This is a genomic window from Acidaminococcus sp. AM05-11 (assembly GCF_003472805.1).
GTDB classification, from domain to species: domain Bacteria; phylum Bacillota; class Negativicutes; order Acidaminococcales; family Acidaminococcaceae; genus Acidaminococcus; species Acidaminococcus hominis.
The window spans coordinates 1-13,942 of record NZ_QRMX01000006.1 but is presented as its reverse complement, the minus strand read 5'-3'; the positions used below and the strand labels follow the sequence as shown (position 1 = coordinate 13,942).

13 protein-coding genes are annotated in these 13,942 nt (G+C 54.1%); 4 read left to right on the top strand and 9 right to left on the bottom strand.

Going from position 1 to position 13,942, the window contains the following annotated elements:
* Positions 1–612 precede the first annotated feature (612 nt).
* A complete protein-coding gene (locus DW089_RS04880; protein WP_118286879.1) occupies positions 613–2,883 on the top strand; it encodes an excinuclease ABC subunit UvrA in 2,271 nt (756 codons plus the stop codon).
* A gap of 49 nt (positions 2,884–2,932) precedes the next feature.
* Here DW089_RS04880 and DW089_RS04875 read toward each other — a convergent pair whose 3' ends face one another.
* From DW089_RS04875 to DW089_RS04860, 4 genes are all read right to left on the bottom strand, one after another.
* Entirely contained in the window at positions 2,933–3,568 is a 636-nt protein-coding gene (locus DW089_RS04875; protein WP_105326923.1) for a DUF4405 domain-containing protein, read from the bottom strand.
* Positions 3,569–3,572: 4 nt separating this feature from the next.
* Positions 3,573–5,015 (bottom strand): flavodoxin, encoded by a 1,443-nt coding sequence (locus DW089_RS04870; protein WP_199614578.1) that lies wholly within the window; start codon positions 5,013–5,015, stop codon positions 3,573–3,575.
* 148 nt (positions 5,016–5,163) lie between these two features.
* Positions 5,164–5,865, bottom strand: coding sequence for a ferredoxin--NADP reductase (locus DW089_RS04865; RefSeq protein WP_105326921.1), 702 nt, complete (start codon positions 5,863–5,865; stop codon positions 5,164–5,166).
* Positions 5,866–5,995: 130 nt separating this feature from the next.
* Positions 5,996–6,616 carry a TetR family transcriptional regulator gene (locus DW089_RS04860; RefSeq protein WP_105326920.1) on the bottom strand — a complete coding sequence of 207 codons (621 nt, stop codon included), beginning with the start codon at positions 6,614–6,616 and terminating at the stop codon, positions 5,996–5,998.
* A gap of 245 nt (positions 6,617–6,861) precedes the next feature.
* Between DW089_RS04860 and DW089_RS04855 the strand changes: the two genes are divergently transcribed.
* Positions 6,862–7,806 carry an alpha/beta hydrolase gene (locus tag DW089_RS04855; RefSeq protein WP_105326917.1) on the top strand — a complete coding sequence of 315 codons (945 nt, stop codon included), beginning with the start codon at positions 6,862–6,864 and terminating at the stop codon, positions 7,804–7,806.
* 77 nt (positions 7,807–7,883) lie between these two features.
* Here DW089_RS04855 and DW089_RS04850 read toward each other — a convergent pair whose 3' ends face one another.
* Genes DW089_RS04850 through DW089_RS04840 form a run of 3 tightly spaced genes read right to left on the bottom strand, consistent with a single transcriptional unit; the run spans position 7,884 to position 10,266 of the window.
* A complete protein-coding gene (locus tag DW089_RS04850) occupies positions 7,884–8,807 on the bottom strand; it encodes an AEC family transporter (RefSeq protein WP_105326916.1) in 924 nt (307 codons plus the stop codon).
* Between the two features lie 12 nt (positions 8,808–8,819).
* The gene (locus DW089_RS04845) at positions 8,820–9,647 is read right to left on the bottom strand and encodes an oxidoreductase (RefSeq protein WP_105326915.1); all 828 of its coding nucleotides are present in this window, start codon (positions 9,645–9,647) and stop codon (positions 8,820–8,822) included.
* Between the two features lie 46 nt (positions 9,648–9,693).
* Entirely contained in the window at positions 9,694–10,266 is a 573-nt protein-coding gene (locus DW089_RS04840) for a GNAT family N-acetyltransferase (RefSeq protein WP_105326914.1), read from the bottom strand.
* Between the two features lie 169 nt (positions 10,267–10,435).
* Here DW089_RS04840 and DW089_RS04835 point away from each other — a divergent pair, with 169 nt between their 5' ends.
* Positions 10,436–11,260: an EFR1 family ferrodoxin gene (locus tag DW089_RS04835; RefSeq protein ID WP_105326913.1), complete on the top strand. Its 825-nt coding sequence runs from the start codon at positions 10,436–10,438 to the stop codon at positions 11,258–11,260.
* A gap of 53 nt (positions 11,261–11,313) precedes the next feature.
* Here DW089_RS04835 and DW089_RS04830 read toward each other — a convergent pair whose 3' ends face one another.
* Both DW089_RS04830 and DW089_RS04825 read right to left on the bottom strand, forming a co-directional pair.
* Positions 11,314–11,844 carry a nitroreductase gene (locus tag DW089_RS04830; RefSeq protein ID WP_105326912.1) on the bottom strand — a complete coding sequence of 177 codons (531 nt, stop codon included), beginning with the start codon at positions 11,842–11,844 and terminating at the stop codon, positions 11,314–11,316.
* A gap of 94 nt (positions 11,845–11,938) precedes the next feature.
* Positions 11,939–12,724, bottom strand: a complete 786-nt coding sequence (locus DW089_RS04825) for a dioxygenase (RefSeq protein ID WP_118286878.1) — start codon at positions 12,722–12,724, stop codon at positions 11,939–11,941.
* A 203-nt stretch (positions 12,725–12,927) separates the two neighbouring features.
* Here DW089_RS04825 and DW089_RS04820 point away from each other — a divergent pair, with 203 nt between their 5' ends.
* Positions 12,928–13,890: a hypothetical protein gene (locus DW089_RS04820; RefSeq protein ID WP_105326910.1), complete on the top strand. Its 963-nt coding sequence runs from the start codon at positions 12,928–12,930 to the stop codon at positions 13,888–13,890.
* Positions 13,891–13,942: the final 52 nt, after the last annotated feature.

Below are 13,942 nucleotides of genomic sequence, written 5' to 3'. Positions count from 1 at the left end.
GTCGCATCCAAATGTCAATCATTTTCCCGATGACATTTGGAATATGCGACCTATGTGATAGCCGTCCGTGAGCCGAACCCGCAGGGTGAAGGAGAACGGAGCACGGCGAACCACTCAGGAAGCCTTCTATGCCGCTACTGGTCAAGCAATAGACTAGGGTAGTGCAGGTATTTACAAACTATGCTCCTTTGCTATACCCGTTTTGCACATGACTCGTATAGGCCTAAGACTGGCCCCTGAGTGGTTCGCGGCATGCTGCTCAGCTTCACCTTCCAGGTTCACTTTGCAGGCCGCTATCACATGGCTCATATTAACCAATTCTCTGCGGCATACAGCCTTGAGAATTGGATATGAGCGCAAAGCGTGTGGGCAGTCAGTCCGCAGGACTGACTGAGGAAGTTTATTAGGATACGGTTATAAAGAATAACAAAAACGGCTTGCGAACTCTTTTGAGCTCGCAAGCCGTTTTTGCTTACGGGGGTATTATTTCACACCCCCTTTTTTCTAAGAAATGAGCTGCGGCAAAGGATGCAGATTCCGGGTCAATTCCTGGGAACTTTCTTTTGCTATGCTAAAATAGCATTGGAATAACTGCTGAAAGGAAGATTGTATATGCCAAACCAGGAAGATGTGATCCGCATCCGCGGAGCTTCTGAAAATAACCTGAAAAATATTGATGTGGATATTCCCAAGGACAAGATTGTGGTCTTTACCGGCGTTTCCGGCTCCGGCAAAAGTTCCCTGGCCTTCGACACCATTGCGGTGGAAAGCAGCCGGGAATGGCAGGCCTCCTACCCCCTGTTCCTGCGGAACCGGATGCCCCATTATGAACGGCCCAAGGTGGACTTTATCGAAAACCTGACCCCGGCCGTAGTGGTGGACCAGCGGACCCTGGGCAGCAGCAGCCGTTCCAACGTGGGAACCGCCGTGGACGCTGCGCCCCTGCTCCGGCTGCTGTTTTCCCGCATTGGGGTCCCCAGTGCCGGGGGCTCCATGGCCTACTCCTTCAACCATCCCCTGGGGATGTGCCCGGACTGCACCGGCCTGGGAGAACGGCTGACCCTGGACGAGGACAGCCTGTTTGACGAGAACAAGACCCTGCGGGAGGGCGCCATCTGCTTCAGCCAATTTGCTGCAGGCTGGCAGGCGGACCTGTATGTAACCAACCAGTACCTGGATCCGGACAAAAAACTCCGGGACTTCTCCCCGGAAGAATGGGAAATACTCCGGAACGGTACCCCGGAAAAAACGGAAATCGAGATTCGCTCCAACAAGACCGGCCGGGTGGACTATGTGGACTACGAAGGGGTACTCCCCCGTTTCCGCCGGCTGTACCTGAACCGGGACATCAGCAAACTAAAAAAGAGCCTTCAGGACGAAATTATGACCCACGTCCACAAAGGCCCCTGCACCAGCTGTCACGGCACCGGGCTCAACGCCAAGGCTCTGGCCTCCAAAATCAACGGCTACAATATTGTGGACTACCAGAACCTTTCCGTCAGCGAACTGCTGCCTTTGTTGGAAGCCATCCAAAGCCCCATGGGCATTTCCCTGGCCCGGCAGCTTTCCTATACCCTGGAACGCATGGTGAACCTGGGCATTGGCTATCTTTCCCTGGGCCGGCCCACGGACACCCTGTCCGGCGGAGAGCGCCAGCGGCTGAAGCTGGTGCGTCACCTGGGCAACAGCCTCAACAACATTACCTATATCCTAGATGAGCCCACTGCCGGCCTCCATCCCGCAGATGCCCAGCGCATTGGCCACCTGCTGCTCCAGCTGCGGGACCAGCACAACAACGTGCTGATTGTGGAGCACCACCGGCAGATGATTGAACTGGCAGATCAGGTCATCGAACTGGGCCCCCTGGCCGGTTCCCACGGGGGCCAGATTGTCTACCAGGGCGATGTGGCCGGCCTGAAGCAGGCCGGAACCCTGACCGGCCAGGCCATTTTCCATAAAATCCAAATTAACCGCCAGCCCAAACCCTGGAGCGAAGCCTTTCTGGTAGAAAATGCCACCCTCCACAACCTGAAGAACCTGACCGTGAAAATCCCCCAAGGCGTTTTCACGGCGGTAACCGGGGTAGCCGGCTCTGGAAAAACCTCCCTGGTCTGCGGAGAATTTGCCAGCCGCTATCCAGAGGCCATTGTCATCGACCAGAAACCCATTGGCACCTCCATCCGGTCCACCCCGGCCACCTACACCGGCATCATGGACCAGATCCGCAAGCTGTTCGCCAAGGAAAACAACGTGCCGGCCAGCTGGTTCAGCTCCAATTCCAAAGGAGCCTGCCCGGTCTGCCACGGCAAAGGGAAAATCACCTACGATATGGCCTTTGCCGATGCGGTGGAAGAGGTCTGCGAGGAATGCGGCGGGCACCGGTTCAACCCCACCGCGCTCAGCTACCAGTTCCAGGGCCGGAACATTGAAAATATCATGGACCTGACCATTGAACAGGCCATGGACTTTTTCCAGGACAAAAAGATCCGCACCTCCCTGCAAAGCCTTTTGGACGTGGGCCTGGGCTACCTGACCCTGGGTCAGCCCACCAGCACCCTGTCAGGCGGCGAGGTCCAACGGGTAAAGTTGGCCAGCGAACTCCAGAAAAAGGGCAATATCTATATTCTGGACGAGCCCACCACCGGGCTGCACAACCGGGACGTAGAAACCCTGTACGCCCTTTTGCGCAAGCTGGTGGACAACCACAACACCGTGGTGATTGTGGACCACCGGCTGGAACTGATTGCCCAGGCGGACTGGGTCATCGATATGGGCCCGGAAGGAGGCACCAGGGGCGGAGAAATCCTGTTCCAGGGCACCCCGGAACAGCTGCTTTCCTGCACCAATTCCAAAACCGGCCATTTTCTCAAAAGCATGTCCTAATAGCACAAAAAAATCCCCCGAAGAGCACTTCTCCTCGGGGGATTTTCTTTTAGCGGTCTGTGAGCACCAGGAACCCGTGGGTCAGGACGGTCATCCCCAATAGGATGGCCGCCATTTCCCCATAAAAGGCCCCTAAAGCCGGGTGCGGTCCCCGGCCCAGGGGAAGACCCAGCCGAGCCCAGATTCCACTGTCAAAAAAGCAATACAGCCCCAGCAGCAGTACTAGAAACTCCAAAAAGTACCCGGCATATTCAAAGGCCGTATCGTGCCAGCGCCGTTCCAGCTTGCCCAATACTCCCTGGAGATGCAGACCCAAATGGAAAGCGATCAGCAAAAACGCCCAGTAGGCCGCCACCCCATGGACCCGTCCCCATTCCGGGGCAAAGGGGAAAATGGCAAGGGGGAAAACCATGCCTGCCAGCATATAAGAACTCAGGGCCAGCACCAGAGTTGCCAACAGCAGCAATACATCCGCCGTTACCAGCACTTTTCTCCGAAAAGGGTATTTTCCCTTAAAAAGCACCTTATAAAAGCTCCGATTTAGCCAGTTGTGCAGCAGGACCAGGGTAAAAAAGCCCATACCGCAGATGCCGTGGGCCAAAAGGCCCATTCCCGGGTGGTAGCTGAGCAGGTACAGAAACAGCCCCAGCATCAGGATATCCACGGTAATTTTCAACTTTCGCATCGTTTCACTTCTCCTTTAGGCCGCACTGGGCCAGCCAGGCAGACAGTTCCTGGGACAGGCTGCTGCCCCCGGAATAATGGAATTCAAAGGGCCGTCCCACATAAGTCTGGGGAATCTCCTTGGCCAGGTCGGACACACTGTCCCCAAACCGGTTACCCCCGTGGGAGCTGAAGGAAAACAGCAGCTTACCGCTAAAGTCCCCGCTTTCCAGGAAGGTAAACACCGGCATGGGCATGGTGGCCCACCAGGTGGGATAGCCCAAGAGAATCACATCGTAGCGGGACAGATCCGGCATGGCCCCTGCCAAAGCCGGGTGCACGTTCTGCATCAGATCCTTTTGGGAAGCCTCGTAGATATCTCCTGTATAGGGCTGGGCCATGGTAATGGCATACAGGTCCGCCCCAGTCTTTTCCTGCAGCAGCTGGGCCGCCTTCCGGGTATTGCCCGAATAGGAGAAATAGGCAATCAGCACCCGGGGCTGGGCGGGCATAGCCGGCTGCAGACTGGCCGTGGTTTTTACCAGGCCTTTTCCCGGCTGGGCGTTGCGGCAGATGCGAAAGCCCAGGTTCTGGTCATGGTCAAGGGGATTCGTGGCCGAGCGGTAGGCTGCCCGCAGGTGCTTGCCAAAATCGTTGTAGCCCCCGCCCCGGTTAACCCGAAGCGACCCTTTTTCCGCCCCTGCCGGGTCCTTTTGCGGCGAAGTCCCATAGGGTCCATAGTAATCAAAAACCCATTCGGATACGTTGCCCAGCATATTGTGCAGACCAAATGCATTGGCCGGCAACTGATCCACCGGAATAGTTTTGCCCCGGTTGGCGGAAGGCACCACCTTGGGGTCCCTTTGCACCACGTAGTTTTCTTCGATTAGGTAGGGATAGTCCCCTTCAAAATTGGCTTGATCACTGTTAATCTGATTCCCAAAATAGTAGATGGAATGGGTTCCTGCCCGGGCGGCATATTCCCATTCCGCTTCCGTAGGCAGCCGGTACCCATCCGCACTCCGGTCCCAGGTTACCGTATTTCCGTTTACCTGATAGGCCGGCGTCAGGCCTTTCTGGCTGCTCAGCTTGTTGCAGAACTCCACGGCCTGATACCAGGTCACGTTCTCCACAGGAAGCTGTTGGCCCTGAAAATGGCTGGGATTCTCCCCCATGACCTGCTGGTACTGCTCCTGGGTCACTTCCGTAGGGGACAAATAAAAGGCACTTACGGAAACCTCATGGGCGGTTTCGTCCTTTTCCCGCTGGCGTTCACTGTCCGGGCTGCCCATGGTAAACGTTCCCTGGGGAATCAGCACCAGTCCGTCCTGTGCCTGGGTACTGGGCGCTGCCCCGCTGCCAGAGGTTTCCGCCGGCTTCTGCTGGTAAGCCCGAATCCCCCAGGCCAGGCCTCCCACCACCAAAACCGTAAGCACCAGTCCGGCAATTTTTTGCATTTGTTTGTTCACCCTGCTCACTCCCCCACAAACTTGTATTTCTCAGCATCCCCTAGGCATAAACAAATAGAGATGCCTTTGGCATCTCTATTGTAGTTCAGGTTTTGGCATATGTATAATACCTATCAATTATGCAGTTTCATACGCACAGCACATGGTGTTAGTCTTTGTAGCCCATGAACACATCGGTCTTGATATTTTCTGCAGCTACGCCCAGTTTTTCCAGGCGTTCCGTAAAGGCTTTGTTCATGCCCGGAGACCCGGCTACCAGGTACTCTGCAGCATTGCCCTGAGCTTTGGCATAGGCATCGGTGCCGTCAGTAAATTCATCCCGCACAGAGATCAATTTCAGGTCCAGCCCCGGTACCCGTTTTTCCAATTCCTTCCAGAAATCCCCGTAGGCAAATTCGCCCCGGTCATCGGAATACAAAAGGGTAATCTTGTGCCCGTTTACCGGCTGTTCCATATAGTGCCGCAGCAGGGAACGAATGGGCGTTACCCCAATGCCCCCGGCCAAAATCAGGGTTTCCTTGTAGTGCTCTGTATCCAGGGCAAATTTGCCCATGGGTTTGGCAACACCAATTTCTGCCCCCGGTTTGATCTGGTGCAGCAGCACTTCTTTCAGGCTGGTATGGGGTTCTGCAATCCGGGTGGTAAACATCAGATACCCATCTTCCGGAGCAGAAGCAATGGTGAAGACACGGGTATTCCGGTCTTCCGGATCCAGCTGAAAACCAGGAATCTGCCAGGCTACATGCTGGCCGGCCTTCCAGGTAAAACCTGCGGGCACGTCCATGATAAAGCTATAGGTATCACTGGTTTCCTGGACAATCTTCGTGAGAACCGTTTTCGTAAATTCCATAATAACCCTCCTCGTTTGGCTATAAATCCATGCAAAGGAGCTTCGGATTTTCCGCTTGGCCTCATAGGAAGCGGCTAAACCCTTGGTTGTCTATGTACTCTTGTACATAACTTACGCACAACATGCTCTACTATTTATTTCCCCGTTTCCCTTCGATTTCCTTCTTATTTTTACTTTTGTTTAACGCAAGATCCCCGGGAAAATAAACCGTGTTGTCCAATGCAGCCTGCAGCTCTGCCGGCGTATGGGCCGTAAAAACCTGCTGCAGTTCAGCTGCGGACAGAGGAATCCGCCCATGGATCCAATCGGCCAATAACCCAATGGTGCCATAAATATGGTAGCGGATGTCCAAGCGTTCCTCCAGCGAAGCTTCTGCTCCTTTTTGCTGGGTCAGCGCTTTTTCTGTCACCTGTTCCATAAAAGCAGCCACATAGGGATACACCTGGGGAATCAATTCCTCCGGCAGCGCTTTTTGGTAAAAGCCGCGTTTCTCTTCCAATTCCTGCATCATCGCCGTGAGGCGCTGGGCAGACAGTGTAATGCGGGAGAGCCCCATAAAGCCCATGAAGTCCCGTAAAAACATCCAGGCTAACAGTTCGTACTTATCATGAAAATGATAGTAAAACGTTTGAGGCGTTGCGCCGCATTCTTTAGCCATATCCAACACCCGTATCTTGTCTAGGCTTTTGTTTTCCAACAGTCGGGTCAGCGCATCTGCAAACAGACTTTTGGTCCGTTCCTTGAAAAGCATGGCGCAAACCTCCTTTCTAAAAAATAAATTCTCCCATTGTTATCATAGCCCTAAACTATAAAATTACAAGAGTTGACTTTTTTCTCCTTTTTACATAATAATGGTTTTATGATAAATTTCCTATCCCCCAGAGAGGGATTTCATAATTTTTCACGGTTTCGTCAAATTTTCTCGTTGCATTCCTAACGAAAAGTTTCTATGATTGTTATTCATAGAGGTTTAGTGAAAGTGGGGATGGCAGCGCCATGCGTTTTATTTGGGATTTTATCCGTTATGTAATCTATCTTTGCCTGCTGCTCCTTTTGGGAGCCGGGCTGTACGCCGGAAATACGGCCTATAACCAGCTTTTTAGCGCCCCCTGGGACAAGATTCTGGGGATGGAAAACCACCGGGATGACCTGGACCAGGTCCACCGGGCCGAAGCCCGCTACGGCTGGGAGCAGGTGGTCATTACCTCCAAGGACGGCACCAAGCTCCGGGGCACCTATATAGAAAACGATCCCCAGAGCCACCGGGCAGTCATCTTGCTCCACGGCCTGTTCCAGAACCGGACCATGTGCCTGGGCTACGCCTCCATTTACCGTAACCTGGGCTACAACGTGCTGATGCCGGACCTGAGAGGCCATGGGGAAAGTGATGGCACCCATACGGATTGGGGTGTCCACGATATTGAGGATATGGACGGCTGGGTGGCCTTCCTGCGCAGCCGGGACCCCCAGGTACAGATTGGTTTCCACGGCATTTCCCTGGGGGCCGGGATGTCCCTGCTTTACGCCGCCAGTCCCCAGGGCCATGAAATGAAATTTTATGTGGCCGACAGTTCCTACGGAAACCTGTTGGAGTTGGGCAAGGAAAAACTATACAAGTACACGGAAGATGACCATTACGTGCTGGGCATGGACGCCCTGAACCCCTTCTTCCAGCTGGCCCTTTACTACCATACCCACAAATGGATGTCCGACCTGGATCCCCTTTCCCAGGTGGCCCACATGGACACTCCGGTACTGTTTCTCCACGGTAGCGCGGATACCCTGATTCCCCCGGACATTGCCCAGAAGCTGGCGGACCAGTGCACCAGCAAAGATAAACAGCTGGTCCTGTTCCAGGGGGTAGCCCACGCCATGGAAATGCCGGAGGACCCGGAAGCGTACACCCGGGCGGTCCAGCAGTTTGTCCAGCGGGTGGAATAGCCCCTAAAAAAAAAGCCGATTCCCACAGGAATCGACCAAGAAGTATTTTGACGGATGCCCTTACGGCATCCGTTTTTTTAAGGCTGAGGCAGAATGTAGCACCAGAAGAAGATGGTCAGCATGGACAGCAGGGTGGACAGAATGGTCAGCTGGGTAGCAAAGGGCGCATCACTGCTGTAGCGGGCGGCAAAAATAGCCGTGGTAGCCCCCGCCGGCATACCGGTCATCAGCACGGCAATCCCCGTGGCCACAGGATCCAGGTGCAGCAGCCGGCTGATACCCAGCGCCAGGGCGGGCAAAAGCAGCAGCCGCAGCAGGCTGTAGAGAAAGCTGTCCCGGTTAAAGATGGTCCGGAAAGGCACATCTGCCAAAATGGTGCCAATAAGAAACATGGTAATGGCCGCATTGCAGTTCCCGATGTAGGTCACTGTCATAGTGAAAAAGCCCGGAAGCTTCACCTGGGTCACCATAATGGCAATGCCAAGGTACACGGCCACCAGGCAGGGGTGGGTCAGCACCTTTTTCAGCGTGGCACTGCGGCTCAGATTCGGCTGCTGCATGAAATAGGAAGTCCCCACGGACCACATGACCATACGCAGCGGAATGAGAAAGACCGAGGCGTAGAACAGCCCCAGGGTCCCGTACACCCCTTCCGCCACCGGGTAGCCCAAAAAGCCGCTGTTGGACACCAGGGTGCCGTATTGCAGCACCTTTTTCCGGGCTGGCGGATAACGGTTGAACAGGAACTGGTTCAGCACCATAAAGGCAAGCTGCAGCAGTGCCCCGCACAGCAAAATGGTGCCGCAGGTTACAAACAGGTTGCCCTTGAAGGGGAACAAACAGGACTTGATGATGTTGCAGGGAATAATCACATTCACGCACAAATCCGTCAGGCAGCGCTTGCCGCTTTCGTCAATAATGCCCCGTTTCATCAGCACCAGGCCAATCAGGATCATGAGAAACAGGGAAAGCTGCAGATTGCCCAAGCGAATTACATCCATAGGTTCACCTTCTTACAGTTTTTTCATGACCCGGCGGGCCAGGGCGTCAAACAGCGAGGTGGGCAAAATAGCGTGGAGGAACAAAATCAGATAAGCACCCCGGCCAGCCAGATACCGGCTTTGGGGCTGGGCTGCGTTGGCGGCCAGAAAGACCACCTTGGCTACTTCCGCGGGAGGACTGCACCAGCGGCTTTTGTACAGCTTGTGCATCCCCGCCGCCACGTGGGCTGCCAGCCGGGCATAGGGGCCTCCCTGGGAAACAGACTCCAGGTGGTCCGCCGCAATATGCCCCCAATCGGTTTTTACCAGGCCCGGCTCCACCAGCACCACCTTGATGCCCGTGCCGCTGGTTTCCATGCGCAGGGCGTCCGTAAGGGCTTCCAGGGCATACTTGCTGGCATGGTACCAGCCCCCAAAGGGTCCCGTCACCCGGCCGGCAATGGAAGAAATCATAACAATCCTGCCCCGATGCTGGTGGCGGAAAATGGGCAGCACGTATTGGACCAGCCGCATGGCCCCAAACACATTTACTTCCAGCTGCTGCCGGGCCTCACTTAGAGGCACGTCTTCAATGGCCCCGTAGGAGCCGTAGCCGGCATTGTTGATGAGAATATCCAGGGAACCCTGTTCCTGCCAAATCCGCTTGATGGCATTTTCGCAGGTGTATTCCTTGGTAATATCCATGTACAGGGGAATCACCCCAAAGGCGGACAGGCTTTCCAGCTTATCAATCCGCCGTCCCGCCCCATAAACAATATGTCCGGTCTTGGCCAGCAATATGGCCGTTTCCCGGCCGATGCCGCTGCTGGCTCCGGTAATCAAAACCACTTCTTGTTCCATGGCTGCTGACTTCCTTTCCGGCCCCACTCCCAGGCCCTGGTTTCCCTTACCCTTTTCTCAGCTGGGGATAGGGAATAATCGGCGGCTGCTTGGCCAGATGTTCCCCAATGGTCTTTCCCATCCAAATCATGTTGTACCAGCGGTTAAATTTGTAGCCGCAGGCATGAAACGTTCCGATTTCCTTAAAACCCAGGTGAGCGTGGAATTGGGCACTGTTGAAGTTCAGGTACTCGTCTTCCTGGTCCGGTACCCCAATACAGGCGTACAGGTTCAGCACCCCCATCTTTTTCAGGGCGTCTGTCAGAGCTGCGTACAGTTGTCCCCCCACTCCGGCATGGCGCAGGTTTTCAGCTACGTAGATGCTCAGTTCCGCCGCCCAATCGTAGGCAGCCCGGCCCACAAACGGGTGACCATAGGCGTACCCCACCGGGCGTCCCTCCAAAAGAGCCACCAGGTAAGGATACCGCTCCTGGACCTTTTGGATCCGGCGGCCAAATTCTTCCACCGTGGGAACTTCCGTCTCAAAGGTAATCACCGTTTTTTCCACATAGGGTTTATAAATGCTCCATAAAGCAGGTGCATCCGTTAAGGCTGCATCGCGAATCACAAGCTCACTCATTCTTTCCACGCCCTCTCCAAGTCAGGTACGAATCTCTTTTATTATAGTAAATTCCGCTACCCGGTGCAAACACTCTAGAAAAAAAGAGTATGGCCAATTGGCCGTTAATGCGGTATGATACAAAAAGAGTGAAAATTCAGGTCGTTTTTAGATTAGGGGAGGAATAATTTTGCTTACACAGATTACAACGGTTGTTTTCAGTCCCACCGGCCAAACCCGGACCCTGGTGGAGCAGCTGGGCAAAACCCTGGGCGAAAAGCTGGGCTTGCCCGTTAACCACGAGGATTTTACCCTGCCGGCTGGCCAAAAAGAAAAACGCCAATACGGCCCTGATACCCTGGTGGTTTTTGGTACACCTACCTACGCCGGACGGGTACCCAACAAAGCCCTGCCCTTTGTTGAAACCCTGTTTGAAGGCAAGGGTACGCCGGCCCTTGCCCTGGTAACCTACGGCAACCGGAACTACGACAGTTCCCTGACGGAACTGCGCAATGAGCTCCAGGACCATGGCTTTGTGGTGCTGGGAGCCGGTGCTTTTGCTGCTCCCCATGCCTTTGCCCAAATTGGCGGAGAGCACCCCACCGCCCAGGACAAGGAAGCTTTTGCAGCCCTTGCCCAGGCTGCCGCCGAAGTCCTAAAAAGCGGCAAACCCCTAAAGCCCGTAACCCTGGGGGACGAAAAGCCCGTAGCGCCCTACTACATTCCCCTGGGCGAAGACGGACAGCCCGCCAAATTCCTTAAAGCCAAACCCCTGACGGACAGCGCAAAATGCGACCACTGCGGCATCTGTGCCAAGGTCTGCCCCATGGGCTCCATCAATCCGGAAAATACTGATGAAGTTCCCGGCATCTGCATCAAATGCCAGGCCTGCGTGGTGTACTGCCCCCAAAAGGCCAAGTATTTTGACGATGCCCGTTTCCTGTCCCACAAGGCCATGCTGGAAAGCCATTACCAGAAGCTTGCGCCCTCGGTGGTATTCCTGCCCAAAGCCTGAACCAAGAAAAAAGCCCTGCCGTCCGCAATTTCCGGACGTGCAGAGCTTTTTTATCAGGACAAAATATAGACCCGTTTTTCCTTGCGCTGGGCGGCAACAGGAATATCCCCGTCCACATAGCCCAAAATGCAATGGCCAATGCCTTCGTATTCCCCTTCTACGCCCAGGGATTTTAGCAGAGCCTTGCCTTCCGGCCGTTCAAATTCTTCCTTGGCCCGGTGGATCCAGCAGCTGCCCAAGCCTACGGAATGGGCGGCCAGCATCAGGTTTCCCATCACCAGGGAGCCATCGTAAACCCGGGTAGGACGGTCTTTCTTGGCCAGGACCACCAAAACCGCCGGAGCCCCGTAGAAAGGATCAAAATCCGGCTTCCAGCCGCCGATTTCGCAGTTGAGTTTGGACAGCCGTTTCACCATAGCAGGATTGGTAATGGCCAGGATGATGGTTTCCTGAGACCCTTTGCCGCTGGGAGCATACAGGCCTGCCTTGATGACCGCTTCCAAAAGCTCCTTGGGTACCGGATCTGGACGATAGCTGCGGATGCTGCGGCGCAGCTGGATGGATTCCAACACTTCATTATTCATAGGATTAGCCTCCTTTAGGAAAACGCAGGACCCAGGGAAAACCGCAGGTCCTGCTGCAATCAGCTTTATTATAGCACACCATTTTGCTGGGTTTCTAGGCTTCCGGTTTTTCCAGACCAAAGGTATAGCCGGTCATATCCATGGACCCCATATTGCACAAATGGTTGTACAGCTGAGGTTTCTCTCCCTGGGAAGCGCCCAAAGCGTATACCAGGGGCATAAAATGGTCCAGGGTGGGTACTGCATAGGCGGCGTCCTGGGCCTGCTTATAGTGGAGCACCTTTTCGTCCTGGCGGCTCAGCACCGCCTCCGCAATGTACTGGGAAAACCGCAGGGCCATAGGAGAGCCGCCGGGATTATCCCATTCCACCCGTCTCAGGTTGTGGACCACGTTGCCGCTGGCAAAAAGCAAATAGCCCTGTTCCCTAAGAGGTGCCAGCTTTTGCCCTAGGGCATAGGCCTCTTTCGTACTGCCCTGGGCCACGGACAGCTGAACCACGGGAATATCCGCCTGGGGAAACATATGTTTCAGCACCACCCAGGTGCCATGATCAATGCCCCAGTCATCATTTACGGAAACTTTCTCTCCCAAAAGCTGCTCCACGGCCTGGGACAGGGGCAAATAGCCTTTCACCGGGTATTTTACCTGGTACAGAGCATCGGGGAAACCGTACATATCGTAAATCTGGTCGGGCTCCGCCGCCGTCTGGATATACGTGCCTGGCGTGAACCAGTGGGCAGAAATGGCCAGGATGGCCTTGGGCTTGCCAAAGTTGGCCAATACGTCCTGCCCCACCCGGTTCATTTCCTGGGTAATGGCATTATGTTCCAGGGCCACCATGGGACTGCCGTGACCGGAAAAAATTACGGGCATTTTCATAAAAATCAGCCTCCCTCCCATCTATAGATGGGGTTCTATTAATTAAGAATAAATTTCTCTTAGCGTTTGTTTCATTATACCATATTTCCATTCTTTTCTCAGTTTATTTGCCATTTAGGGCAACTGGATTTGACTTTTTGCTTCCAATGTGTAATTCTATCCTTATATGCTGTAATTGTCAGATATGCCAAAGGAGGATTATTATGACATTTTTTAAGAACGTACGCGTTTTAGGACTGGCCGCAGCCCTCTGCTTCCTGTTCTCTCCCCTGGTTCCGGCCCAGGCCGCCAAAGTGGACCAGGCAGCGTTAAAAGAAGTGGTCCAAGCCCAGAAAAACACCAACCAGGAAAAATATATCCAATACCAGATCCACAGCAATATCTTTTCTCCGCTGGGGATGGGGACCATGACCCTAAACGGCCGGATGGTCCAGCAGCAGGAACAGGCTGACAAAAAAGCCGCCGAACCCCAATACATCCTGGAAGGCAAGGGCACGGCAGAAGTGGTTCCCCTGGCCGGGGTAGGCAGCAAAAAGATTCCTTTTTCTTTCTATGCGTCCAAAGATGATAAGCAGGTGACCCAATACTTCAACAGCGGCAAAGGCTGGACCAAAACCGTCCAAGTACTGGATCAGAAAACCCTGCAAAAAGCCAAAAAACAGGAAGAAATGCTGCCCGATTTTGAAAAAATGGTGCGTTCCGTCCAAGTACTCCAGGATTCGGAAATGGAACAGCTGATCAAGATTACCCTGGACAACGAGCGGCTTTTTGGTGACAATTCCGACAGCCTTTGGGCCAAGACCTTGAAAAAACAGCACGAACAAATGCGCAAGGCCCTGGCCAGTATGAAGGACTTCAGCTACAACGTGTCCATCGATAAGGAAAAGACCCGCTACAACCGGATTTCCTTTAACTTTACGCCCCTGGTCCACTCCCTGGGCCAAAGCGTTCTGGAAACCGTGTCCAAGGAAAAGAACCTGGATGACCGGAAAAAGGAAATGATTCAGAGCCTGATTGACAGCTCCACCTCCAGCCTGGATATCCAGCTGTTCTACGACCAGGGAAAAGAAGTCGTCATTCCGGACGAAGTAAAGAACGCCCCTTTGGCCATTGAGAAACTGGAACAGGAAGCCCAACAGGAAACCAAAACAGAAAAAAGCGCCTAACCGTAAAATAAAATCATACAAAACAGGGTAAGACAAATTCCCAATGATTTCG